20 protein-coding genes are annotated in these 24,348 nt (G+C 65.4%); 7 read left to right on the top strand and 13 right to left on the bottom strand.

Translation table 11 applies throughout. The annotated features are described in order from the left end of the window. On the bottom strand, positions 1-3,564 hold the full coding sequence (locus E4S58_RS07730; protein ID WP_136635735.1) for an efflux RND transporter permease subunit: 3,564 nt from the start codon (positions 3,562-3,564) through the stop codon (positions 1-3). Beyond that, the gene (locus E4S58_RS07725; protein ID WP_136635734.1) at positions 3,561-4,865 is read right to left on the bottom strand and encodes an efflux RND transporter periplasmic adaptor subunit; all 1,305 of its coding nucleotides are present in this window, start codon (positions 4,863-4,865) and stop codon (positions 3,561-3,563) included. The genes E4S58_RS07730 and E4S58_RS07725 overlap by 4 nt, the downstream gene beginning before the upstream one ends. A gap of 217 nt (positions 4,866-5,082) precedes the next feature. Here E4S58_RS07725 and E4S58_RS07720 point away from each other — a divergent pair, with 217 nt between their 5' ends. The 3 genes from E4S58_RS07720 to der all read left to right on the top strand — a co-directional run bounded on the left by E4S58_RS07720 (position 5,083) and on the right by der (position 8,749). After that, positions 5,083-5,757, top strand: coding sequence for a tetratricopeptide repeat protein (locus tag E4S58_RS07720; RefSeq protein WP_136635733.1), 675 nt, complete (start codon positions 5,083-5,085; stop codon positions 5,755-5,757). A 40-nt stretch (positions 5,758-5,797) separates the two neighbouring features. Continuing rightward, on the top strand, positions 5,798-7,153 hold the full coding sequence (locus E4S58_RS07715; RefSeq protein WP_338101519.1) for an outer membrane protein assembly factor BamB family protein: 1,356 nt from the start codon (positions 5,798-5,800) through the stop codon (positions 7,151-7,153). A gap of 111 nt (positions 7,154-7,264) precedes the next feature. Continuing rightward, a complete protein-coding gene (der, locus tag E4S58_RS07710; protein WP_136635732.1) occupies positions 7,265-8,749 on the top strand; it encodes a ribosome biogenesis GTPase Der in 1,485 nt (494 codons plus the stop codon). Between the two features lie 40 nt (positions 8,750-8,789). Here the strand turns inward: der and E4S58_RS07705 are convergent, their stop codons facing one another. After that, positions 8,790-9,485, bottom strand: a complete 696-nt coding sequence (locus tag E4S58_RS07705; protein WP_136635731.1) for a TspO/MBR family protein — start codon at positions 9,483-9,485, stop codon at positions 8,790-8,792. 330 nt (positions 9,486-9,815) lie between these two features. Here E4S58_RS07705 and E4S58_RS07700 point away from each other — a divergent pair, with 330 nt between their 5' ends. After that, entirely contained in the window at positions 9,816-10,067 is a 252-nt protein-coding gene (locus tag E4S58_RS07700) for an EF-hand domain-containing protein (RefSeq protein ID WP_136635730.1), read from the top strand. A 57-nt stretch (positions 10,068-10,124) separates the two neighbouring features. Here the strand turns inward: E4S58_RS07700 and serS are convergent, their stop codons facing one another. The 4 genes from serS to E4S58_RS07680 form a co-directional block, all read right to left on the bottom strand. Continuing rightward, the gene (gene serS / locus E4S58_RS07695) at positions 10,125-11,414 is read right to left on the bottom strand and encodes a serine--tRNA ligase (RefSeq protein ID WP_136635729.1); all 1,290 of its coding nucleotides are present in this window, start codon (positions 11,412-11,414) and stop codon (positions 10,125-10,127) included. Between the two features lie 75 nt (positions 11,415-11,489). Next, a complete protein-coding gene (locus E4S58_RS07690) occupies positions 11,490-12,329 on the bottom strand; it encodes a metallophosphoesterase family protein (protein ID WP_136635728.1) in 840 nt (279 codons plus the stop codon). Between the two features lie 3 nt (positions 12,330-12,332). Continuing rightward, positions 12,333-13,319, bottom strand: a complete 987-nt coding sequence (locus tag E4S58_RS07685) for a diacylglycerol/lipid kinase family protein (protein ID WP_136635727.1) — start codon at positions 13,317-13,319, stop codon at positions 12,333-12,335. A gap of 117 nt (positions 13,320-13,436) precedes the next feature. Continuing rightward, complete coding sequence (locus E4S58_RS07680; protein WP_169052623.1) at positions 13,437-14,612, bottom strand: PRC-barrel domain-containing protein; 1,176 nt, start codon at positions 14,610-14,612, stop codon at positions 13,437-13,439. 158 nt (positions 14,613-14,770) lie between these two features. Between E4S58_RS07680 and pdxA the strand changes: the two genes are divergently transcribed. Beyond that, on the top strand, positions 14,771-15,781 hold the full coding sequence (gene pdxA, locus E4S58_RS07675) for a 4-hydroxythreonine-4-phosphate dehydrogenase PdxA (RefSeq protein ID WP_136635725.1): 1,011 nt from the start codon (positions 14,771-14,773) through the stop codon (positions 15,779-15,781). A gap of 16 nt (positions 15,782-15,797) precedes the next feature. On the opposite strand, the gene E4S58_RS07670 is transcribed toward pdxA, so the two are convergent. From E4S58_RS07670 to E4S58_RS07655, 4 genes are read right to left on the bottom strand one after another with little or no spacing between them, the layout of a single operon-like run. Further along, positions 15,798-17,006, bottom strand: a complete 1,209-nt coding sequence (locus tag E4S58_RS07670; protein WP_136635724.1) for a beta-ketoacyl-[acyl-carrier-protein] synthase family protein — start codon at positions 17,004-17,006, stop codon at positions 15,798-15,800. Beyond that, on the bottom strand, positions 17,003-17,263 hold the full coding sequence (locus tag E4S58_RS07665; RefSeq protein ID WP_136635723.1) for an acyl carrier protein: 261 nt from the start codon (positions 17,261-17,263) through the stop codon (positions 17,003-17,005). The genes E4S58_RS07670 and E4S58_RS07665 overlap by 4 nt, the downstream gene beginning before the upstream one ends. Before the next feature lie 31 nt (positions 17,264-17,294). After that, positions 17,295-18,386: a UDP-3-O-(3-hydroxymyristoyl)glucosamine N-acyltransferase gene (gene lpxD / locus E4S58_RS07660; protein ID WP_136635722.1), complete on the bottom strand. Its 1,092-nt coding sequence runs from the start codon at positions 18,384-18,386 to the stop codon at positions 17,295-17,297. A 31-nt stretch (positions 18,387-18,417) separates the two neighbouring features. Beyond that, positions 18,418-20,034 (bottom strand): L,D-transpeptidase family protein, encoded by a 1,617-nt coding sequence (locus tag E4S58_RS07655; RefSeq protein WP_136635721.1) that lies wholly within the window; start codon positions 20,032-20,034, stop codon positions 18,418-18,420. Positions 20,035-20,344: 310 nt separating this feature from the next. Here E4S58_RS07655 and mepK point away from each other — a divergent pair, with 310 nt between their 5' ends. Beyond that, a complete protein-coding gene (gene mepK, locus E4S58_RS07650) occupies positions 20,345-20,914 on the top strand; it encodes a peptidoglycan L,D-endopeptidase MepK (RefSeq protein WP_136635720.1) in 570 nt (189 codons plus the stop codon). A 76-nt stretch (positions 20,915-20,990) separates the two neighbouring features. On the opposite strand, the gene E4S58_RS07645 is transcribed toward mepK, so the two are convergent. Then, complete coding sequence (locus tag E4S58_RS07645) at positions 20,991-21,656, bottom strand: invasion associated locus B family protein (RefSeq protein ID WP_169052622.1); 666 nt, start codon at positions 21,654-21,656, stop codon at positions 20,991-20,993. A 521-nt stretch (positions 21,657-22,177) separates the two neighbouring features. Here E4S58_RS07645 and E4S58_RS07640 point away from each other — a divergent pair. After that, the gene (locus E4S58_RS07640) at positions 22,178-23,743 is read left to right on the top strand and encodes a helicase HerA-like domain-containing protein (protein ID WP_136635718.1); all 1,566 of its coding nucleotides are present in this window, start codon (positions 22,178-22,180) and stop codon (positions 23,741-23,743) included. A gap of 82 nt (positions 23,744-23,825) precedes the next feature. On the opposite strand, the gene gpt is transcribed toward E4S58_RS07640, so the two are convergent. After that, positions 23,826-24,332 (bottom strand): xanthine phosphoribosyltransferase, encoded by a 507-nt coding sequence (gene gpt, locus E4S58_RS07635; RefSeq protein ID WP_136635717.1) that lies wholly within the window; start codon positions 24,330-24,332, stop codon positions 23,826-23,828. Positions 24,333-24,348: the final 16 nt, after the last annotated feature.

The raw sequence follows: 24,348 nt of genomic DNA, 5'->3' as shown, positions 1-24,348 counted from the left end.
TCATTCGGCGGCGCGCAGGCTGGCCGTGTCGGCGGGCGGTGCGTCGTCGTCGATTGGCCAGATCAGTTCCGGCGACCGGGTCCGGCGGGCGGCGCGGCGCAGGGCCCAGTCCTGGGCCGCGCGCGATCCGCGCCCGAAGGAGAGCGAGGCCAGAAGCTGGCCGAACCAGCGCACGTAGGTCCAGAACCAGACCCGCAGCGCCAGCAGCGACGGCGTGACGATCAGCGTCAGCACCGTGGCCACGCCAAGGCCGAAGACCACCGCCGTCGCCAGCTGCTTCCACCAGAGCGCCGTGGGGCTGTCGATCGAATAGCCGCCGGCCCAGAAGTCGAGACTGAGGCCGAACATCATCGGGGCAAGACCCGCCATGGTGGTGATCGTGGTCAGCAGAACCGGGCGGATGCGATCCTCGGCGGTGCGGATGATTGCCTCGATCCTTGGCATGTACTGGCTGTATTCCTGGAAGGTGTCGATCAGCACGATGTTGTTGTTCACCACGATCCCCGCCAGCGCGACGATCCCCGTGCCGGTCATGATGATCGAGAAGGTCTGATCCATCACCAGCATGCCGATCAGCACGCCCGTGGTCGACAGGACCACGGCCAGCAGGACCAGGACCGAGTTGTAGATCGAATTGAACTGCGCCAGCAGGATGATGAACATGAGGCCGAGCGCCCCGGCGAAGGCCTGGCCGAGGAAGGCCGAGGATTCCTCCTGATCCGCCTGATCGCCGGTCCATTCGTAGGTCACGCCGGGCGGCAGCACGCCGCTGTCGAGCCAGTCCGTCAGAGTCTCGATCCGTTCGTTGGCGGTGATGGGCACCTGTGTTTCTTCGCCGTCCACCACGACCGTCTTGGTCAGATCGGCGGCGACCGCGGCCTTGACGTCATAGAACCGCTTCTGGTCGATGCGGTCGATCTTGGCCAGCTTGGCGACCGGTTCGCGGGTGATGAAGTTCGACAGGGGCACAAGGCCGTCGCTGGTGCGGACCTTGAGCGTGTCGAGTGTCGACAGCACCCGGTCCTTTTCGGGCAGGCGCACGCGGATCTCGATTTCCTCGTCCGAGGTGTCGACCCTCATCGTATCCAGCAGCAGGCCGCGCGTGACCAGCTGGACCATCGCGCCGACGGTAGCAACATCGGCGCCATAGCGGCCGGCCTTTTCGACATCCACGTCGATCTGCCAGTCGATGCCGGGCAGGGGCAGGGTGTCTTCGATCAGGCGCAGGCCATCGAGCTCTTCGAACTTGTCGCGGGCCATGGCGGTGGCTTCGCGCAGCGGGCCCCAGTCGTTGCCCATCAGGCGCAGGTGCACCGGCTTGGCCGAGGCAGGACCCATGTTGGGGGCCAGCACCTCGATCTTGATGCCGGGGATGGTTTCGATGGCGGCGGTCAGATCCTCGATCACCAGATCGCCGTCAAGCTCGGGGCGGTCCTTGCGGTCCTCCCACGGGACGATTTCCAGCTGCACCTGACCGATGGTGTCGAGGGGCGGCTGCGCGCCGCCGGTGTTGGAATTCAGCCCGCCGTCACCGGCAAAGGCAAAGGCATTCAGAACGCCGGGATGCGGCAGCACGATTTCCTCGACCTGACGGACAAGATCGTCCTTCTGCTCGAGGCTCAGGTTGCCACGGGCGCGGACATAGACGATCGCCTGTTCCGGTTCCGACTCGACGAAGAACTCGGTGCCCTTGTTGTTGGCGCCGAAGACCTGGAAGGTGGTGATGACGAAGGCCACGACCGAAACGACCACGACCAGCGGCATGATCGGGTTGCCCGCCAGCAGCTTGATGAACCAGCCGAAGGCGGTGCGGCGATGGCCGCCCTGCACGCGGGGGCGACGCCAGTTGATCTTCGCCGCGCTGATGGTGATGGACGCGGCGATCGCCGAGGCCGTGAAGATCGCGAAGCCCGGCATCAGCGACAAGACTCCCGATCCCATGGGCGCGCCGGTCAGGTAGGCCGGGTTGATGGTCTGCATCGCACCGATGAAGATGCCGTAAAGCGCGACGGGCACCAGCGCGGCGCGCAGCCACCAGGGCGTGGCGCGGGTCAGACCGTCGGACGCCCGGTTGAGCGAGCGCGAGAAGCGACCCGTGACGCCGCCCATGACCGGCAGGTAGATCAGGGCCACGATCAGCGAGGCCGACAGAACGAAGATCAGGGTGACGGGCAGCATCCCCATGAATTCGCCGGGCACACCGGGCCAGAAGAGCATGGGCAGGAAGGCACAGAGCGTCGTCGCGGTCGACGACACCACCGGCCAGAACATGCGCTGCGCGGCCTCGACATAGGCGTGCATGGGCCCCGAGCCTTCCGAGATGCGCTTGTCGGCGTATTCCACGATGACGATGGCGCCGTCGACCAGCATCCCCACTGCCAGGATCAGGCCGAACATGACGATGTTGGAAATCGACACGCCCATCAGCCCCAGCAGCACGAAGCACAGCAGGAAGGACGTCGGGATCGCGAAGCCCACCAGAAGCGCGGGCCGGGGGCCAAGCGCGGCCAGCACGACGATCATGACCAGCGCGATCGCGGTCAGGACCGAGCCTTCCAGCTGCGACACCATCGATCCGACGACGCGGCTCTGGTCGTTCGAGGTGCCGACGCGCACGGCCGCCTTGAGCTCGGGCGGCCAGGCCTCCTGGGCTTCGGCCACCACGCGCTTCACCTCGTCCGCGGTGTCGATGACGTTGTAGCCCTTGCGCTTGACCACCTGCAGGGCGGTGGTCTTTTCGCCGTTGAAGCGTGCGGTGCCCTTGCGGTCGACGAAGGTCAGGCGGATGTCGGCCAGATCGCCAAGGGTGACGACGCGGTCGCCATTGCGTTTGACGGGCAGGGCATAGATGTCGCGCGGTTCGTCGAAGGATCCGGGGATCTTGACGGCGAAGGCGCCAGTGGCCGTTTCGATCTCACCGGCGGCGATCAGCAGGTTGTTCTGGGTGACGACGTTGATCAGCTCACCGGCGGTCACGTTGTAGCTTTCCAGCCGCAGCGGGTCGATCACGACCTCGACCATCTCGTCCCGGTTGCCGGCGATCCCGGCTTCGAGCACCGATTCGATGCCCTCGACGTCTTCCTGCAGGTCCTTGATGACGCGGGCCATGGTGCGTTCGGGGACGTCGCCGGTCAGGTTGACGATGATGATCGGAAATTCCGAGAAGTTGATCTCGTTGATCGAATATTTCTCGTAGCCCTCGGGGAACAGGGCCTCGGCGTTGGACATGGCCTCGCGGACGTCAGCCATGATCTTGGTCTTGTCCCAGCCGAATTCGAATTCGAGCGCGACACCGGCATAGCCTTCGGCGGCGGTGCCGGTCATCTTCTTCAGACCGTCCAGATCCGAAAGCTCGGTCTCCATCGGTTTGACAAGCAGTGTCTCGCTGTCGACGGCCGAGATGCCGGGAAACTGCAGCGACACGAAAAGCGCCGGGATCTCGATGTCGGGCTCACCTTCCTTGGGCAGGGTGGCATAGGCCAGCCCGCCCGCGACCAGCGACAGGACGATGAAGGCCAGGACCATCCGCGCCCGTGACGCGGCCCAGTCGACCATGCCGATCATTGGCGCGGCTCCTGCAGGGTGGCCTCGACCGGCACGCCCGCGATCACGTAGTCCTGGCCGATGACGATGACCTGCGCGGTGTCTGGCAGGCCGGTCACCCAGACGCCTTCGACGGTGTCGCGCAGGATCTTGACGGGGGCGAACCCGGCGGTGGCGCCTTCGACCGTGCGGACCCCAAGCGCGCCGTCGTCGTTCAGCGTCAGCGCCGATTGCGGCAGCAGGTGCGCCTTGGCACCGGGCGCGGCAATCAGGATCTCGGCGGTCTGGCCGTCGCGGATGGCAAGATCGGGGTTGGGTACTTCGATTTCTACGCGGAAGGTGCGGGTCTGCGGATCGGCCGAGCGCGACAGGAAGGTCACCACGCCCGTCAGCTCCTTGGCCGAGGCGGTCAGACGGGCGCCGGCGCGGGCGCCGGTCTCGACCCGGTTGATCTCGGTTTCCGGGATGAAGCCGACCAGCTTGATCGGATCAAGCTGGATGATCGTGGCGCAGGTGCCGCCCGTCTGCAAAAGCGACCCAAGCTCAGCGGTGTCATGTTCCAGCAGCCCGCCGAACGGGGCGTGCATCTTGGTGCGGTCCAGTTCGCGGGTGGCCGAGGCGACGGCGGCTTCGGCCGACCGGATCGCGGCCTGCGTGGTGGCCAGACCGCTTTCGGCCTGGGCCAGTGCGGCTTCGGCGGCGCGCGTCGTGGCCTGCGAGGACGCCACGCGGGTGTCCGAGGCAAAGCCGCTTTCCTTCAGGCGGTCAGAGGCATTCTGGTTGATCTCGGCCTCGGAGAGGCGGGCCTTGGCCTCTTCGACGCGCGCTTCGGCCGACGGGACCGAGGCCACGGCTTCGGCCAGCCGCGCTTCGGCTTCGGCAAGGCTGTCTTCGCGGGTGCCGGGATCGATGGCGCACAGCAGGTCGTCCGCCTGAACCTCGGCGCCCTTGCGGATCGGGGTCGACACGACGGTGCCGCTGGTTTCCGAGCGCAGTTCGACACTGCGCGCGGCCGCCGTCTGGCCGCGCAGGATGACGGCGCTGTCGATTTCGCGCGCCTCGCTCATCACGGTGACGACCTTGACGGGGGCATGGGTCGCCTTTTCCTTGGCGGGGGCGGCGACCTCGGTCGCGTCGCTGCGCTGTTCGCTGTCGACGGCAGCGGTCTGGATGGCGCCGTCGTCATCTTCGCCCTTGGCGATGGCCAGCGCGGTCGACAGCCCTTCGCCACGGGCAAAGGCGGTGATGGCGTCGCGCTGGATGACCATGCCGTACAGGAAGGCCGTGACGAGGATCGCAGTGAGGATCGGGATCAGACGCATGGAACCGCTTGCCCTGTTCTTCGGTTAAACTCGTTTTCCCCGAATTAGAGAGCCGACCCCAAAATGCAAGGTCAGAGGGGGAATATTCTGAACTGTATAGTTCAGTTCCAGATTTCTGCAATGCCGCATCCTGTCACATCGGCACATCTGGTTGGGTCCCCTTGGCAGGCATGGGGTGACAGGTTAAGAGGGGCGGACCAGAACCGGGGAGTATACGGTGAGCCAGTCGGATTCATTCATTGACGAAGTGACGGAAGAGGTGCGGCGCGACAGGTTGTTCGCGACATTCCGCAGATATGGCTGGATTGCCGCCGTGGTTGTCGTGGTGATCGTGGCGGGTGCGGCCTGGTACGAATACACCCGCGCCGAACGCGAAGCGCAGGCCGAAGCCTTCGGGGACGCGATCCTGACCGCTCTGGAACAGGGCGAGCCGGGCGAACGCGCCGCCGCGCTTGATGCGATCGGGGCCGATACGCCCGATGCCGCCGCCATGCTGGGCCTGACCCGCGCGGCGGAAATGGCACGGTCGGGCGATACGCAGGGCGCCGTGGACGAGCTGAACCGCGTGGCGGAAACCGGCGAGGTCCCGGTGGTCTACCGGTCGCTGGCGAAATTCCGGGCGCTGGCGCTGCAGGCCGACACGCTGTCGCCCGCCGAACGGCGCGACGGCTATCAGGACCTGGCCGGGGCAGGATCGCCGCTGCGGCTGCTGGCGCTGGAACAGATCGCCATGACGCATGTCGAGGAAGGCAACCCCGGCGAGGCGCTGGCGCAGCTGCGCGACATGCAGGAAGATGCGGGGATGACGCCGGACTTGCTTCGTCGGATTTCTCAGTTGATTGTGGTGCTTGGTGGCACGCCCGGAGAGGCGGACACCACGCAGGACGGCTGATCGGCTGTCAGGATCGGGACGAAGAGGCGGGAACGCGGCAATGATGACATTTGCGATGGCAAAGGGCCGGATGGCCGGTGACCGGATGATCCGCCTGGCCGTGATCTGCAGCGTGGTTGCGCTGGCGGCTTGCGAGAAGAAGGAAACCTATCTGCCCGGCAAGCGCGAAGACGTGGCCGCGGTGCTGACCGATGCGCCGCTGACCGACGATGCCACCGAAAACCGGGTCGAGCCGGTGTCGATGCCCGGCGCGACGGCCAATGCCAACTGGCCGCAACGCCCCGGATCGCCTGCAACGCGGGTCGACAACGCGGCGCTGAATGGCGCGCTGTCGCTGGCCTGGGCGGTGAACATCGGCGATGGCGACGGTCGCAAGGCCCGCATCGCCGGGGATCCCGTGGTGGCCGACGGCCGCATCTTCACGCTGGACAGCGGCGCCAAGGTGACGGCGGTCACCACCGGTGGCGCCGTGGCCTGGACCCGCGATCTTGCCCCGCCGGCCGACGGCAGCGGGCAGGCATCCGGCGGCGGCCTGGCCTATGGCGGAGGCAAGCTTTTCGTCTCGACCGGTTATGGCATCCTGTCGGCTCTCGATCCGGCGACCGGCGCTGTGCTGTGGGAACAGGATCTGGACAGCTCGGGCACGGGCACGCCGACGGTGGCGGGCAACCTGGTCTACGTGATCTCGGGCGATGCAACCGCCTGGGCGATCGATGTGAACAATGGCCGCGTGCGCTGGCAGATGACCGCCACGCCGGACCGCAATACGCTTCTGGGCGGACCCGCTCCGGCGATTTCCGGCGACCTGGTGATCTTCGGCCATGCCTCGGGCGAGATCCAGGCCGTCAGCCGCGAAGGCGGCCTGCAATCCTGGGGCGCGCTGGTGTCCGGGCGGCGTCGCGGGTTCGCGAAGTCCGTCATCGGCGATATCTCGGGCGATCCGGTCGTGTCGAACGGCCGCGTCTATGTCGGGGTGCAGTCCGGGTCGACCGTGGCGCTGGATGCCACGACCGGCGAACGGCTCTGGTCCGCGAACGAAGGCGCGATGTCGCCGGTCTGGGCCTTTGGTGGCGATGTCTTCCTGGTGTCCGACCTGAACCAGATCGTCCGCCTGTCGGCCGAAACGGGCGAACGTGTCTGGGCGCAGGACCTGCCGCTGTTCGTCAAGGACAAGCCGCGCCGCCAGAAGGAAGTCTTTGGCCACTATGGCCCGGTTCTGGCGGGCAACCGTCTGATCGTCGCTTCGGGCGACGGGCTGCTGCGGTCGTTCGATCCGACCTCGGGCGCGCTGGTGGGCCAGGTCGAATTGCCGGGCGGTGCGTCGTCGAACCCGGTGATCGCGGGACGCACGCTTTATGTCGTGTCGGCGCGTGGTCAATTGCTGGCTTTCCGTTGATCCAGGAATAGGGTATCGGGGCGGCTTGTTACCCAACCCGCCCCTGCCATTCCCCATCCGGGGGAACGCAAGTTCACCCTTCGGGACGGGTTTTGACGGATCGAGGTCAGGATGTCCTTTACGCTCGCCATCGTCGGACGGCCCAATGTGGGCAAGTCGACGCTGTTCAACCGCCTTGTCGGCAAGAAGCTGGCGCTGGTCGATGACCAGCCCGGCGTGACGCGCGACCTGCGTGAAGGCGACGCGCGTCTGGGCCACCTGCGATTCACCGTCATCGACACCGCCGGTCTGGAAGAGGCGACGGACGAAAGCCTGCAGGGCCGGATGCGCAAGCTGACCGAACGTGCGGTCGACATGGCGGACGTGTGCCTGTTCGTCATCGACGCGCGCGCCGGGGTGACGCCTTCGGATCACATCTTTGCGGATATCCTGCGCAAACGGTCTGCCCATGTGATCCTTGCGGCCAACAAGGCCGAGGGGCGTGCGGGCGAAGCCGGGCTGTTCGAGGCCTATGAGCTGGGCCTGGGCGAACCGCTGCGCCTGTCGGCCGAACACGGCGAAGGCATGGGCGAGCTGGCCGAGGTGCTGGGCCCGATCGCCAAGGATTTCGCGGCCCGCGACAAGGAAGCCGCGCGCGTGGCCGCCGAAGAAGGGCTGATGCCCTCGACCGACTGGGACGTGGACGAGGAACCCGAAGAGGACGAAAGCTGGCGCCCGACCGAGGCGCGGCCGCTGCAGGTGGCCGTCGTGGGCCGTCCGAACGCCGGGAAATCCACCCTGATCAACAAGATCCTAGGGGAGGAACGGCTGCTGACCGGCCCCGAGGCGGGGATCACGCGGGATTCGATCTCGCTTCGGCTGACATGGGATGACGTGCCGGTGCGGCTGTTCGATACGGCCGGGATGCGCAAGAAGGCCAAGGTCCAGGACAAGCTTGAGAAGCTTTCGGTCTCGGACGGGTTGCGGGCGGTGAAGTTCGCCGAAGTGGTCGTCGTGCTTCTGGATGCCGCGATCCCGTTTGAACAGCAGGACCTGCGGATCGCCGACCTGGCCGAGCGTGAAGGGCGCGCGGTGGTGGTCGCCGTCAACAAGTGGGATCTGGAAGACGACAAGCAGGGCAAGCTGCGCGATCTGCGTGAAGCGTTCGAGCGGCTGCTGCCACAGCTGAAGGGCGCGCCGCTGGTCACCGTGTCGGCCAAGACGGGTCGCGGGCTGGATCGCCTGCAGGCCGCCGTCATCAAGGCGCACGAGGTCTGGAACCGCCGTGTTTCGACCGCGCGGCTGAACCGTTGGCTGACGGGGATGCTGGAACAGCACCCGCCGCCCGCGCCCGGCGGCAAGCGTATCAAGCTGCGCTATGTCACGCAGGCCAAGACCCGGCCCCCGGCCTTCGTGGTCATGTGTTCGCACCCCGAGCTTCTGCCGGACAGCTATTCCCGCTATCTGGTCAACGGGTTGCGGGTGACCTTCGACATGCCCGGCACGCCGATCCGGCTGTACATGCGCAGCCAGGCCGACAAGAACCCCTACAAGGGCCGCAAGAAATCCACGCCGTCCCGGTTGCGCAAGCACCTGGGCAAGGGCAAGCCCGGCTGACGGGCTGCCTCCGGCGGGAGTATTTCCGGCAAGATGAAGATCAGGCGCGCCGTAGGACCGGAAGCGCCAGAAGCACCGCGCCGATCAGGGGCAGGGCGATCATCAGGGGGCGCACCGGGTCAAGATTGGCAACGAGGATCCCGGTGAGCGCCCAGACCACCGCGGCGGCGTAGCCCGGGCTGGGCAGGCGCCGCAGGACGAGCGAGGCCAGCGCCAGTCCCAGCAGCAGGAAGGCCGCGTGGATCGTCAGGACCGGCGTCGCGCCATAGCCGGTCGCAAGGATCGCCGTCGCCACGCAGGAGGCGGCGGTGAGCCAGCCGGCATAGAGCCCGAGCGGGACGCGCAACCACCAGGTGTCGGTTGCTGGGGTCCGCAGCAGGGCCAGGATCGCGCCGACCCACATTGCCCAGATCAGCACCGTTGCCCAGAGGGGCGATGCGACTGCGGTCGGGATCCATGCCGCGCCAATTGCGAGCGAGGCGATCAGCGGCCAGCGTGTTTGGTCCCATGTGGGATCTTCGGCGCGGCGCAAAAGCCCGTACCCGGCTGAGGCGATGAGCCAGAGGTAGATCACCCCCCAGATCGAAAAGGCCCAGCCTGCGGGCTGAATCGGCGGGTCGAACTGCGGCACCGGGAATTGGTCGGCCGAAAAGCCCGCGAATCCGGTCGTGGTGAAGGGCGATATGGCGAAGGCGAGCGCCGCCGCGAGGGCCAGGATGGCTTTGGTGCGTGTCATGGAAAGGATACGCACGAGGGGAGAGATTGGTTCATCGGCGGGGCGTTTCGGGGCGGGGAAACTTGCCGATCCGCGCCATGGCCTGAGTCTGGCGGGAACCGGCCGTGTCGCTGGCAAGGACCGGCCGAAATTGTCCAGATGGCACGAATTTCCGACGGCGCCCGACAGCGCCTTTTTGCTGGGGGCGCCTGAAAATCGGCACCCTTGCGCCGAACCACGCGATTCCGATTTTCTACCCCATTTCAGTGGCTTGTAAGTCAATTGGAAGAGCGCCAGCTTTGGATCAACGGCACACACAGCCGTTTCATAACCCAACCAATGGAGTTGAACATGACCAAGACGAAGCTGAACACGACCCTGGCCACCACCATCGCCCTGCTGGGCTTTGCCGCCGCTCCGGCGCTGGCAGACACGATGGTCCAGGACGTCGATGCAAACGGCAGCTTCTCGATGGAGGAACTGGTCGAAGCCTATCCGGATCTGACCCCCGAGGTCTTCGGTGAGATCGATGCCGACCAGAGCGGAGAGGTCTCTCAGGATGAACTGACTGCCGCGATCGACGCGGGCGTCATCGCAGGCTGATCGCGCTGAGGTAAGTGGGGGCCGCGCGCCGGGGATACCCGGGGCGCGGCCTTTTTGTCAGGCGAGGGTGCCGTCGGCCTGCAGCACGGTCTTGCCGCCCAGCCAGGGGTGCAGCGCCTCGGGCAGGAGGACAGACCCGTCCTCTTGCTGGCCGTTTTCCAGCACCGCGATCAGGCAGCGCCCGACCGCGAGGCCCGACCCGTTGAGCGTGTGCACGAATTCCGGCTTGCCGCCATCGGGGCGATAGCGGGCGTTCATGCGCCGCGCCTGGTAATCGCCGCAGACCGAACAGGACGAGATTTCGCGATAGGCGTTCTGACCGGGCAGCCAGACCTCGATGTCGTGGGTGCGGCGTGCGCCTGCGCCCATGTCACCGGTGCAAAGCACCACGGTGCGGAAGGGAATGCCCAGCTTGCGCAGGATGTTCTCGGCGCAGTCGGTCATCCGGTCCAGTTCGGCCCGGCTGTCCTCGGGCTTGGTGACCGAGACCATTTCGACCTTTTCGAACTGGTGCTGGCGCAGCATTCCGCTGGTGTCGCGACCCGCGCTGCCGGCCTCGGACCGGAAACACTGGGTGTGGGCGACATAGCGGCGGGGCAGGTAGCCTTCGTCGATGATCGTGTCGTTGACGATATTGGTCAGCGTGACCTCGGCCGTGGGCACAAGCCACCAGCCCTCGCGGGTCTGATAGCTGTCTTCGCCGAACTTGGGCAGCTGGCCGGTGCCGTACATCATCTCTTCTTTCACCAGCACGGGCGTCCAGGTCTCGGACAACCCGTGTTCGGTGGTGTGGGTGTCGAGCATGAATTGCGCCAGCGCGCGGTGGATGCGCGCGACGCCGTTGGCCAGCACCACGAAACGCGAGCCCGAGAGCTTGGCGGCGGTTTCGAAGTCCATCCCCGGTTTGACGCCCGCGATCTCGAAATGCTCGACCGGGCCGAAGTCAAACTCGCGCGGCGTACCTTCGCGGCGGATTTCGACGTTGTCGTCTTCGTCCGCGCCCTCGGGCGTGTCGTCATAGGGCAGGTTCGGGATGCCCAGCAGAAGGTCGGTCAGCTGCTGGTCCAGATCCTTCGCTTCGGCCTGCATCTTGGCGACTTCGGCCTTCTTGTCGGCGACGATGGCGCGCAGGCGTTCGAATTCGGCCTCGTCACCGCTGGCCTTGGCCTTGCCGATTTCCTTGGACGACGCGTTCTGATCCGCCTGCGCGGTTTCGGCGGCGTGAATACAGGCGCGGCGCTTTTCGTCCAGCGAAAGGATGTCGGACGAGACGGCGGACACTCCGCGACGGGCCAGGGCGGCGTCGAAGGCGGCGGGGTTTTCGCGGATGGCGCGGATGTCGTGCATGTCTTTGTCCCGGAATCGGTTGAATAGGTGACGCCGCTTATGGCGGATTTTTCACGTTTGCAAAACCGGGTGGTTTCAGCGGTGAACCCGCAGCGGATCGACGGGCGTCGCAGTCTGCCAGCCGTCGGCCCCGCGATGGAAGCGGGTGGTTTCGCGCGCGGCAAAGCGGTTCTCGGGCCCGGCGATCCAGCGCGTCACGCTGAGGTCGCTGTCGGACGTGGCGCTGCCGATGACGATTTCGGCAAAGTCGTTCGGTTCGCCCCGCATCCGCGTCGACAGCCCGGTGCCGCAGTGGATCTGCAGGATCTCGGGTGATTGCGGGTCAGGGGGCGAAATGACGCGCCACTGGTGCAGGTGGCCGGACAGGATGATGTCGGCCCCGGCCTCGGCCAGGGTGGCCAGGCCCCATTCGGCGTTTATCATCGCACGCTTGGTGCTGTCGGGGGGCAGTTCGAAGGGATGGTGCGCGACGATGACATTGAGCCGATGTGCCGGGCCGCTGCGGCACAGGCGGGCGGCGCGACGGATCACGCTGCGGCTGGCCCAGCCCGTCTGCCAGCGCCAGGGCTTCATCGTGTTGATGCCGATCAGGGCGACATCGGGGGTCAGCAACGCGGGGCTGAGCTCTTCGTTGATGTGCTTCTTGTAGTTGTGAAAGGGCCGAAAGAACCGCGTCACCGGGCGATGCACCGGCAGGTCGTGGTTTCCCGGCACACACAGGACCGGCGCATCGATGTGGTCGATGAAGGTGCGGGCGGCGCGGAACTGGCTGGCGAAGGCCCGCTGTGTCAGGTCGCCCGAGATCGCCACAAGATCGGGGGACAGGCCGTTCACCGCGTCGATCAGCGGGCGCATCAATTCGGGACGGTCGCGGCCGAAGTGCAGGTCGGACAGGTGGATCAGGCGTGTCGGCATGGGTCAGGTGTCTGGGGTGTCGTCGGCAACAGGGGCGATCACGCGCATCACGTCGGTATGAAGCCGGAAGCGGAAGGGGCTGGAAAGACGCTCTTTCTCGCCATCACGGGCGACAAGGCGCTGCGACTGGCGGGTGGTGATCGTGACCTCGCGGGCGGCAATCATCTCAAGATCCCGTCCGGGGCGCGCGACGCGGCCCGCAAGGCGCAGGGCCCGCAGGATCAGGCCATAGCGGCCCGTGTCGGGGGCAAGGTAAAGCGCGAAGTTGCCGTTGCGGACGTCATCGGCGCCGGGCAGGGCGAACTCCTCGATCTGGTAGGATGAATTGGCAACGAAGGCGAGCGGGGACTTTTTCCGCACGCGCTGTCCATCGACCTCGATCTTCATCGACAATGGCTTGCCCAGGGTCGACAGGGCGCGCAGCACCGACCAATAGGCGGCCACGCGGGACCGGCCCCATTTGCGATAGATGCCTTCGCGCTGGTCGAGGATCGCGGGATAGGCGCCAAGCGAGGCGTTGTTGAGAAAGACCTTGCCGTTGACCTCGCCGATGGCGAGCGGCTGATCCGGCGCCTCGAGCAGCAGGCGCGCGGCCTCGGCCGGGGCCTCTTGCGGGATGTTCAGGGACCGCGCGACATAATTGAAGGTGCCCAGGGGGATGATGCCAAGGTGGGGCAGGCGGTCCATCTTGTCACGGGCCGCGAAGATCGCGCCTGCAACGGCCGCGATGGTGCCATCGCCGCCGGCCGCCGCCACCACGTCGAACCCTTCGTCGACGGCGGCGCGCGCCAGGGTCTCGATCTCGGACCCGTGCTTGGCTTCGCGCAGGTCGCAGGTGCGGCCATCGGCGCAGATGGTCTGGCGGATGTCGTCGAAGAGGCCCGGGTCACGCTTGCCCGAGCCGGGGTTGGCGATGACGCAGATGCTGCGGGCCGTGGACCCTGCGGGGGCGGGCGCGGCGCCGGGCCGGGGACGGGTATCAAGGGGCATGACAAGGCCTTTGCTGGCGGCAGGGTGCCGGGTTGATGGACCAACGCCCGCGCAGGCGCGATGTTCCAACGAAAAAGGGGCCGCTTGCGCGACCCCTTCCTCAAGTCTTTCAGCAGATTACTGCTTTTCGAACTCGGGCATGGATTCCAGTTCGGCTTCCATCATCGCGGTGTAGACGCGGATCTCGTCACCACCGTCCTGACGCATGATCTTCAGGTCCGACAGTTTCAGAGCGACCGGCTTTTCACCGATGCCGAGGAAACCACCCACGTCGACGATCGCGTCGGTGATCTGACCGTCTTCGGTGATGATCAGTTCCGAGATCTCGCCGATCCACTTGTCGTTCGAGTCGTAGACACGTGCACCGTCAAGGTTTTCGGCAGTCATGAGCTCGGCGTTCGCGTCAACGGTGGCCGAAGCGTCGGCCGTTGCGGTCGCATCTTCGGTCACGGATGCATCGGCGTCCGCCGTTGCGGTGACATTGGTGTCGGCGTCGGCTTCGGTCGTGGCGGCAGCGGTGTCTTCTTCGCGCAGCTCTTCACCGGCGGGTTCGTCCGTCGCGGCCATCTCTTCGGCCTCGGCTTCCAGTTCCTCGCCAGCGGCTTCGGCGGATTGTGCCATGTCTTCAGCACCTTCCTCGATTTCCTGGCCCGCTTCATCAGCAGCGGCAGCGACGTCTTCGCCCGCTTCGTTCAGCTCCTCACCAGCTTCGTCGGCAGCAGCGGCAACGTCGTCACCCGCTTCTTCCATTTCCTGGTTTGCGGTGTCGGCAGCAGCTGCGACGTCCTCGCCGGCTTCTTCGGTTTCGGCTTCGACCTCGGCGGCTGCGCTGTCAAAGCTGTATTCCGGGGCGTCGTCCAGCGTTTCCGGGTCGACGTTCATCACCAGGAAGAAATCTTCCGGTTCGTCGGTGGAGCTGTCGGAGACGAACTTCACCTGGCTCAGGTTGGCAGCAACCTGGCGTTCGCCGATGCCGAGGAACCCGCCGATGTCGACGAGGACGGATTCGACCTGACCATCGCGGTTCATCACGACGTCGTTGATTTCACCGATGTCTTCCCAGTCCTGACCTGCGCCATCAGCGTCGGTCATTTCGCCGGAATTGGCAGCAGCATAGACGCGCATGCCGATGAAGTCGGAGGCGCGGATCTGGCCCTCTTGCATGCCGCTGGCAAATGCGGCGCCCGAGGTGGCGTTCATGTCGGTGTTGGCTTCGGTGTTGGTGGTGTCAGCCAGTGCGGCGCCGGTCGCGCCGATGGTGATCATTGCAGTCGTGAGCAGCAGATTTTTCATAGCTCTGGTCCTCTCCTTGACGGTGTTGTGCGGTGTTGGCCGCTTCATGGCAGTGCAACAGGCGAGGTGGCAGGATTGTTCCCAACTCTTCGTGAAGATTTTTGCAAATACCTGTCGGCAGGGCTTTTTCCCGGACCGGCTTCGGATAGGCTACCGTCATGAAAAACCAAACGACTCGGCTGCCGCTGGCAGTCACCCTGGGGGATCCTGCCGGGATCGGACCCGAAGTGGCCCTGCGTGCGGTGACCCGCCCGGGGGCGCATCCTGCCGTTCTGATCGGATCGCCCGCCACGGCGGCGCGGGCGCGCGACCTGGTGGCGCCGGACCGCAAGATCGAGGTCGTGGACGGCCCCGAGGCGGCGGCCAATGTCACCAATGCCATCCCGATGATGCCGTCCAGCCATTCCCAGCCGCACCCCTATGGCCGGATCTCGGCCGAGGCGGGGCAGATGGCCTATGACGCGATCCTCGTCGCCATTGCTCTGGCCAAGGCCGGGCGCGTGGCAGGCATGGTCACCGCGCCGATTCAGAAAGAGGCGCTGTCGATGGCGGGGGTGAACTATCCCGGCCACACCGAGATCCTGGAACATCACAGCGGCATCCGCGACACCGGCGGGCGCGTCGCGATGATGCTGGCCAATGACGTGCTGCGCGTGGTGCTGGTGACGATCCACGTGTCCCTGCGCGACGCGATCGAACAGTGCACCTTCGAGGCGCAGATGCGGGCGATCCGGCTGGCGCACAAGGGCTGTCAGGCGTTTGGCATCGGCAACCCGCGGATCGCGGTTGCAGGCCTGAACCCGCATGCCGGCGAAGGCGGGCTGTTCGGGCGCGAAGAGATCGAGGTGATCGCCCCCGCCATCGCCCGCGCCCGCGAGGAAGGGCTGGACGTGAAGGGGCCATTCCCCGGCGACACGGTCTTCATGCAGGCGCGCCAGGGGGCCTTTGACGTGGTCGTGGCGCAGTACCATGATCAGGGACTTATTCCGATCAAATACATGGGGTTGGAGAAGGGCGTTAACGTGACGCTTGGACTGCCCTTCATCCGTACCTCACCCGATCACGGTACCGCGTTCGACATCGCCGGGCGCGGCGTGGCCGACCCGTCGTCCATGGTTCTGGCGATGGAGATTGCCTACAGGATGGCCGAGGCGAAGCGGCGCGCCTGATGGCTGGGCGGCGGGATCAGACCGCGCGCAGGGCCAGCACGGCGTTGAGGCCACCGAAGGCAAAGGCATTCGACAGGGCGACATCCACCTTGGCTTCGCGGGCCTCGTTCGGCACCACGTCCAGCGCGCATTCCGGATCGGGTTCTTCATAGCCGATCGTCGGGGCGATGATGCCGTCCCGCAGCGCCATGATGCAGGCCAGCAATTCGACCGCGCCGGTGCCGCCGATCAGGTGACCGTGCATCGACTTGGTCGACGAAATCATCACCTTGTCGGCGTGCGGCCCAAGCGCATCGGCCACGGCGGCGCATTCGGTCTTGTCGTTGGCGGCGGTGCCGGTGCCATGGGCGTTGATATACCCCACGTCCGAGGCGTTGACGCCCGCATCCTTGATCGCGCCGGCAATGGCCCGCGCTGCGCCTTGCTTGGACGGCATCACGATATCCGAAGCATCCGAGGACATGGCGAAGCCGATGACTTCGGCCAGGATTTCGGCACCGCGCTTCTTGGCGTGGTCGTAATCCTCAAACACGAAGATGCCCGCACCTTCGCCCTGCACCATGCCGTTGCGGTTCATGGAAAACGGGCGGCAGGCATCCTTGGACATGACGCGCAGGCCTTCCCAGGCCTTCACACCACCGAAGCACAGCATTGATTCCGACCCGCCGGTGACCATCACGGGGGCCATGCCGGTACGCACCATCTGGAAGGCCTGCGCCATGGCGTGGTTGGACGACGCACAGGCCGAGGCCACGGTGAAGGACGGGCCCTTGAGGTTGAATTCCATGCTGACGTGGCTGGCGGCCGCGTTGTTCATCAGCTTGGGCACCACGAAGGGATGCACCCGGTTCTTGCCGTCCTCGTAGACGTGGCGGTAGTTCTCATCCAGCGTGGTCATCCCGCCGCCCGAGTTGCCCAGCACGACGCCGGACTTGGCGGCAAGCTCTCCGATGAACTCTAGCCCCGCCTGTGCGATGGCTTCGCGCGCGGCAATCAGGGTGAACTGCGTGAACCGGTCATAAAGCGACATCTGCTGCCGGTTGAACAGGCCCTCGGCCTCGAACCCCTTGATCTGCCCGCCGATATTGATCGCCAGGCGTTCGACGTCCCGGAACTCAAGCGGGCCGATGCCGCAGCGGCCTTCGCGGAAGGCTTCGAGCGTTTCGGGCACCGAATGACCAAGGGCATTGATCGTGCCGGCCCCGGTAATGACGACGCGTTTCACGACTTTTGTTCCGCCACCAGCTTTTCGATGCCCGCCACGATGGAGGCCACCGACGAGATGTCGAAATCGCTTTCTGTCGGTTCATTCGCGTTGAACGGGACCTGGATGTCGAAGGCTTCCTCGATGGCGAAGATCGACTCGACCAGGCCCAGGCTGTCGATGCCGAGGTCTTCAAGCGTCGCTTCCATCGTCACATCGGACTGGTCGATCATGGCCTGTTCGGCGATGATTTCGATGACACGGGTCTTGATATCCATGGCGTCCCCCAAAGGCAGCGTCCCCGGTGATCTAGTCTTTATCACCGGTCTTGAAAACCGCTTTCTGTAGTGCGGCAACCTGTTCAAAGAGCCGCGGCAGGCGGCGCTGAAGTCTGTAGATCTCGAGGTTCTGATCCATCTTCGTCGCCGGATAACCCAGCATGACGCGGCCCGCGGGCACCTTGGACAGAAGCTTCGATCCGCCGCCGACCACGACGTTGTCGCCGACGGTGATATTGTCGGATACGCCGACCTGACCGCCGAGGATCACATTGTTGCCGATCACGGTCGATCCGGCGACGCCGGTCTGGGCCGAGAACAGGCAATCATGGCCAAGCCGGACGTTGTGGCCGATCTGGCACAGGTTGTCGATCTTGCAGCCGTCGCCGATTTCCGTCGGGCGGATGGTGCCCGCATCGACAGTGGTGTTCGCGCCCAGTTCGACGTCATCGCCGATGATGACAGACCCGAGCGAATGGATGCGCTGCCAGGACTGGGCCTTGGCGGTGACTTCGGTGCCCAGGGTGGCGCGGGCCTGTTCGACGGCGCTTTCCTCGGGCGTGACAAAGCTGTGGCCATCCGCCCCGACCACGACGCCGGGGCTGGCGCGGAACCGGGCCCCGATGCGGACCCGGGCCAGGATGCGCACACCGGCATGGATCACCGCGCCGTCGCCCAGGACCACGCCGTCACCGATATAGCACTGCGGCCCGATCAGGCAGTTGTCACCGATCTGCACGTTGGCCGCGATATACGTCATCGGCCCGACCGAGGTGTCGCTGCCGATCGTGGCCGAACTTTCGATCATCGCCGACCGGTCAATGCCTAGCGTATATCCCTGACCGCGGTCGAAGCGTTCGGTCAGCCGCGCCATGGCCAGGCGGGGGCGCGAGACCAGGATCGCGGCCTCGAGCCCGTAGGCCTGCCAATCCGCGTCGTCCCAGAGGATCGCCGCCCGGGCCGCCCCGGTCTTCAGCGTGTCGGCAAAGGCCGGGCGCATGGCCAGCGCGATGTCGTCTGCGCGGGCGGCGGCGGGTTCGGCCGCGCCGGTGATCGTCAGGTCGATGGAGCCGTGGGCCACACCGCCGATGGCCTCGGCGAGGGCTTGGATCGTGTATGCCATGGTGGCCTCGGGTAGGGATCGTGGCCCCGGATTACCCCTGAACCGCGTGCAGTTCCACCCCTTCACGCGCCAGCGCATTCCAGATCGCGGCGTCACGCCCATAGACGTCGCGGCGATAGGTCATGTGCCCCTTCGGCTGGCCGACGGCGGTGCGGTAGATCAGGTGCACGGGCAGCGGTTCGCGCAGGTTCACCTGCGTCTCGCGCCCGGTGTTCAGGTGCGACTTGAACAGCTGCTCGGGGGTGTCGCTTTGCCAGGCCAGCAGGGCATAGGCAAAGTCGAACGGGTCGTTCAGGCGGATGCACCCGTGCGAAAACGCGCGGACGTCGCGGGAAAACAGGCTCTTGGCCGGGGTGTCGTGCAGGTAGATGTTGTTGGGGTTCGGGAACATGAACTTCACCAGCCCAAGCGCGTTGCGCGCCGACGGCGGCTGCTTGATATCGAAGGGGAAGTTGCGCGCGTTGTAGGCGGCAAAGTTCACCGACCCGCGATCCACGACCTGGCCGCGCGCGTTGATCAGCTTGAGATGGCTGTTGGAATAGGCGTTGCGCTGGAACGCCGGGAGGTATTCGCTGACCGCGATCGACCGGGGGACGTTCCAGGTCGGGTTGATGATCATGTGCTCCATGACATCCGAGAATTCCGGCGTCCGGTGCGTCGACAGGTTCTTCCCGATGACCGCGCGGGTTTCAAAGTAGACCTTGCCGTGATCCATGATCTTGGCCTTGAAGTCGGTCAGGTTGACCAGGACATGACGGTCGCCCAGATCGCGGTTGATCCAGCGCTCCCGCTCCATCGCGACGATGACGGATTTCAGGCGGTCCTCGGCGGGCACGTTCAGCTCGGCCAGGGTGGCGGCGCCGGCGACACCGTCGTCGGGCAGGCCGTGGTCGCGCTGAAACTCCTGCACGGCGGCTTCCATGGCGCTGTCGTAGGTCGTCGATACGCTGCGGGGCAGGTAGCCCATGGTCATCAGGCGGTTGCGCAGGGCGACGACGTCATTGCCCCGTTCGCCGGGTTTGATCGCACTGCCACGGACCGAGGCGCCGAAGCCGCCCGAGCTGACCAGCGCTTCGAGCCGGAACTTCTCGCGCATCAGGCGGGTGTATTCAGCGCTTTGGGGCGGGAGAGAGGCCAGGAATGCCTCGGGGTCCTTGGTCGTCAGGTCGGTCAGGTAACCGGCGCGATCGCGCAGCGGCACTTCGCGGACGATGGATTTGTCGATGTCTGACGGGGTCAGCAGGCCGGTCTGCACGTCGGCGGCATAGGCCAGGAACAGGCGGGACAGCCGCACGTCAAGCCGCGCGCGGTCGGCATCGGTGGTGGCGGTGCGCATGGCTTCGATCAGCGCGGGGACGTCATAGGCCGCGGCGGGCAGGCCGTGGTCTTCGACGTTGGACAGGGCCGCCAGAAGGGCGCGGCGGCGATCGGTATGGGCCTTGTCGGCGCCGGTCCAGATCGGGGCGAAATCATGCGACCGGTAGAAGGCAGCAAGGTCACGATCCTGCGCCGCCGTTTCCGCCACGACCTGCTGGAAGGCCGTGATCTGGATCGTCGGGGCCTCTTGCGCGGCACCCGGCAGGGCTGTCAGGGCAAGGGCGAGGGCAGCCGATGCGGTGAGCAGGCGGGCTTTGGCGGCGAGAGGCATGCAGGGTCCTTCCGGAAATCACTTTTATCCAAAACTGGCGGCAAGCCGCCGGAACTGTCCATTCACAAAAACCTTATGAGGCCAACATCTTTCGGAGTGATGCACGGGGGTGACGTCGGCGCCACAGGTCTGCGTAAATTTACCTATTGGCGAATTCTCGCCGAAATAAGGCAATTGAATAAATTGCCCGACAAATCCGCCTTGGTTGACTCGGTCAAATATGAGATAAGGGCCCTGCATCTGGGGATGAGGTGCAAACAGATTACCGCGTAACATCGCGGTACAGGTAGCGACGGGACAGGCGCGAAACATGGCAATCGAAAGCTCGGCGGGCATCTCGCGGCGTGCACTTCTTGGTGCATTCGCAGCGACCGCAGTCACAGCAGCTCCGACATTTTCCAAGGCAGCAGGCGTTCTTCGCAACGCCGGCGATATCCGACGCATCCGTATGTATTCGGCCCGGACGGGCGAACGCATCGACATGATCTACTGGGTCGATGGTGTCTACATCAAGGATGCGGTGACGGAAGTCGCCCACTTCATGCGGGACTGGCGGACCGACTCCGTCTCCAAGATGGATACCCGCACGATCGACATCCTCGCGGCATCGCACAATCTGCTTGATGTCAGCGAACCCTATCTTCTTCTGTCCGGGTACCGGACGCAGCAGACCAACCAGATGCTGCGGTCGAAATCCCGCAACGTGGCGCGCAATTCCCTTCACATGAAGGGGCAGGCGGCCGATGTGCGACTGTCCTCGCGCTCGGTCAACCAGATGGCGCGCGCGGCGTCTTCTTGCAATGCAGGCGGCGTGGGCCGGTACAGCGGATCCAACTTCGTCCACATGGACTGCGGCCCGATCCGTCAGTGGGGCGCGTAACCTTCGCGCCTTTTGCACGAACCGCAAACAAAAACGCCCGCCAAACTGGCGGGCGTTTTGATGTTTGATGGGGCGATCACTCGGCCGGGGCGGCAGGGGCCGTCGTGGCCTCGTAGCCCGCGGTGAAGCCCGAGAGCGACAGGGTCAGGTCGACCGGCGTGTCCTGGGATTCGAACGGGAAGATCGTGACCTTGGCAGAGTTGCCGCGCTGGAAGGCCGATACGTCGGCGGCCAGCAGGCCGATCCGCGCATAGCAGCTGGCTGCATCACAGAAGGCATAGCGATAGACCTTGCCTTTGGCGCCATCCACGGTAATCCGCAGATCCTTGGCAAGCGCGGTGCCGTGGGGCACGGCAACGGTGGCACCTGCGGCGACCTGACCGCCGTCGGGCAGCTTTTCGATCAGCACTTCGGCGACGGGGTTGCCCTGTTCGCCCAGCAGAAGCTGGTACAGCTGGCAGCGTTCCTTGGTCGCGTCTTCTTCTTTGATGCACTGCAGCTGCCAATCCCCGAAGGATTCGCGGACATAGCCCTGACCGACCTGCGGTTCTTCGGACTGGCCGGTGTCGAGCGTGCTGTCGACGGCGGGCGTGGTCTGCGCCTGTTCGGTCTGGCTTTGTTCGGTCTGGGTCGTCTCGGTGGCCTCGGCGGCGGGCGCTTCGGTCGTGGCGGTCTGAGCCATGGCTGCGCCGGTCATGGCGGCGAGGGCGAGGGCGGACAAGAGGGGTCTGGTCTTGAGCATTTCTGTCCCGTTTTCCTAATTACGTTAGCCGGGGGTTATCACTTTGCCGAACCGTTGTCAGGCCAAAAGCCGATGTGATGGCAATCACATGCCAGCGTCAGGGGCAGGTGTCGTGGGGCCAGTGATGTGGGGCGGCGTCGCGGGCGGACGCCGACGGACCGTCAGCGCAATAGAAAAGGGACCCGAAGGTCCCTTTTCATTCTCCCTGTCGGACTGGCCGACTTATGTTTGACGTGACGCTAGGCGGTTTCCGGAAATCCGTCAACAGGCAAAATCTGGTTTGAAAAGGATGGTTTACACATCTTCGCACAACGATGTGACGCAAAGATGACGAAGGTCACCTTGAAGACGCCGATGCTGGACAGGGAAAAAAGCCGTGCCACGAGGGCACGGCCAGTCAGACAGGGAGGAAGTTCGTCACCGCGCGAGGACATGTGGCGGCGACAGAAATGATACTGGCACACAAAAGTTAAGAATGTATGGTCAGGTCTGATGACATTTTTCGGGTGACGGAGGCGGGCATGGACGGGCATGTGTTCATCGGCGGCGGTGGCGAAGGTTATGCGGAAAAGCAGGGGCTTGCGCTTAAATACGCCAACCGTCACGGGTTGGTCGCCGGGGCCACGGGGACCGGGAAATCCGTCACCTTGCAGATCATGGCCGAAGGGTTTTCGGCCGCCGGCGTGCCCGTCTTCCTGTCGGATGTGAAGGGCGACCTGTCGGGCCTCGCGGATGCGGGCAGCGAAAGCTTCAAGCTGCACGGCGCCTTCATGGAGCGGGTCGAGACCATGGGGTTCGACGACTTTGCCTACCAGAAGTTCCCGGTGTTGTTCTGGGATCTGTTCGGCGAACAGGGCCACCCGATCCGCACCACCGTCACCGAGATGGGGCCGCTTCTGATCTCGCGCCTGCTGGAGTTGAGCGAGGCGCAGGAGGGCGTTCTGAACATCGCCTTCCGGGTCGCCGACGAAGAGGGCATGGCGCTGCTGGACCTCAAGGATCTGCAGGCGCTGCTGGTGCATGTCGGCGAACAGGCCCCAGAGCTGGGGCTGCGGTACGGCAATGTCTCGGCGGCGTCGGTCGGGGCGATCCAGCGTCGGCTTCTGGTGCTGGAAAACCAGGGTGGCGCGAAGCTTTTCGGCGAACCGGCGCTGGAACTGTCGGACATGATGCGCACGGATGTGGACGGGCGGGGCATGATCTCGATCCTGGCCGCGGACACGCTGATGTCCTCGCCCCGGCTTTACGCGACCTTCCTGTTGTGGCTGCTGTCCGAGCTGTTCGAGGAACTGCCCGAGGTCGGCGATCCCGACAAGCCTAAGCTGGTCTTCTTCTTTGATGAGGCGCATCTGCTTTTCGATGACGCCCCCAAGGCGCTGGTCGACAAGGTGGAACAGGTGGCGCGGCTGATCCGGTCCAAGGGCGTCGGCGTCTATTTCATCACGCAGAACCCGGCGGACGTGCCGGAAGATATCCTTGGCCAGCTGGGCAACCGCGTGCAGCACGCGCTTCGGGCTTTCACGGCGAAGGACCGGAAGGAGTTGCGTCAGGCGGCCGAAACCTATCGTGAGAACCCGCGTTTCAACACGGAAGATGCCATCCGCGAGGTCGGTGTGGGCGAGGCGGTGACTTCGTTCCTGCAGCCCAAGGGCGTGCCGGGGATCGTCGAGCGGACGCTGATCCGTCCGCCGTCCTCAAAGCTGGGTCCCATCGATCCCGGCGTGCGCAAGGCGGTGATCGATGGCTCGCCCATTGCCGGAAAATACGAAACCCTCGTCGACCGGGAAAGCGCCTACGAGATCCTGACCCGCCGGGCGGCCGAGGCCGCGCGCGAGGCGGAAGAGGCCGAAAAGGCCGAGGCGGAAGAGGCGGCGCGCGCCGCGCGTGAGAAGGAAGAGGAACGGGAGTTCCGGAATGCCCGGCGCTATTCGCCGACGGGTGTCAAAAAGACCTCGTCCCGGTCATCGCGCCGCGCGCCCGACAGCCTGGGCGAAGCGTTCGGGAAGGCCGTCATCAAGGAACTTGGCGGCACCACCGGACGGCGGATCGTGCGCGGGATCCTGGGCGGGCTTTTCAAGTCGCGGTAAGTTTGCGGCCGGAGACGTGGCGGCGGGGTGAACCCCGCCCTACGGCGCGTGTACGGCGGGATTTACCCCGCCGTTCCCGCAATCAATCTTCGCCGCGATACGGTTTGACGTACTGCATCGCCATGTCCCAGGGGAAGAAGATCCACGTGTCCTGAGACACCTCGGTGATGAAGGTATCGACCTGCGCGCGGCCCTTGGGCTTGGCATAGACGGTGGCGAAATGCGCGTTCGGATACATCTTGCGCACCAGTTCCAGCGTCTTGCCGCTGTCGACCAGATCGTCGACCACCAGGATGCCGGTGCCGTCGCCCATCATCGCGTCGTCGGGCTTGTTCAGCACCTCGGCCTCGCCCTGAGACTGGTGGTGGTAGCTGCGCACGGAAATCGTGTCGACCATGCGAATGTCCAGCTCGCGCGCGACGATCATCGCGGGCGCCATGCCGCCGCGGGTGATGGCGACGACGGCTTTCCAGGCGCCGTTCTGGCCGGGGCCGTGCTTGTCCAGCCGCCAGGCCAGCGCGCGGCTGTCGCGGTGGATCTGGTCCCAACTGACGTGAAAGCCTTTTTCGTGGGGCAGAAGGTCTGACATGGCAAATCCTTTCTCA

The sequence above is a fragment of the Pseudooceanicola onchidii genome, from assembly GCF_004959925.1.
In the GTDB taxonomy this organism is placed as follows: domain Bacteria; phylum Pseudomonadota; class Alphaproteobacteria; order Rhodobacterales; family Rhodobacteraceae; genus Pseudooceanicola; species Pseudooceanicola onchidii.
Note: the sequence above shows the minus strand (reverse complement) of the source record. Positions and strands in the feature narration are given on the sequence as shown.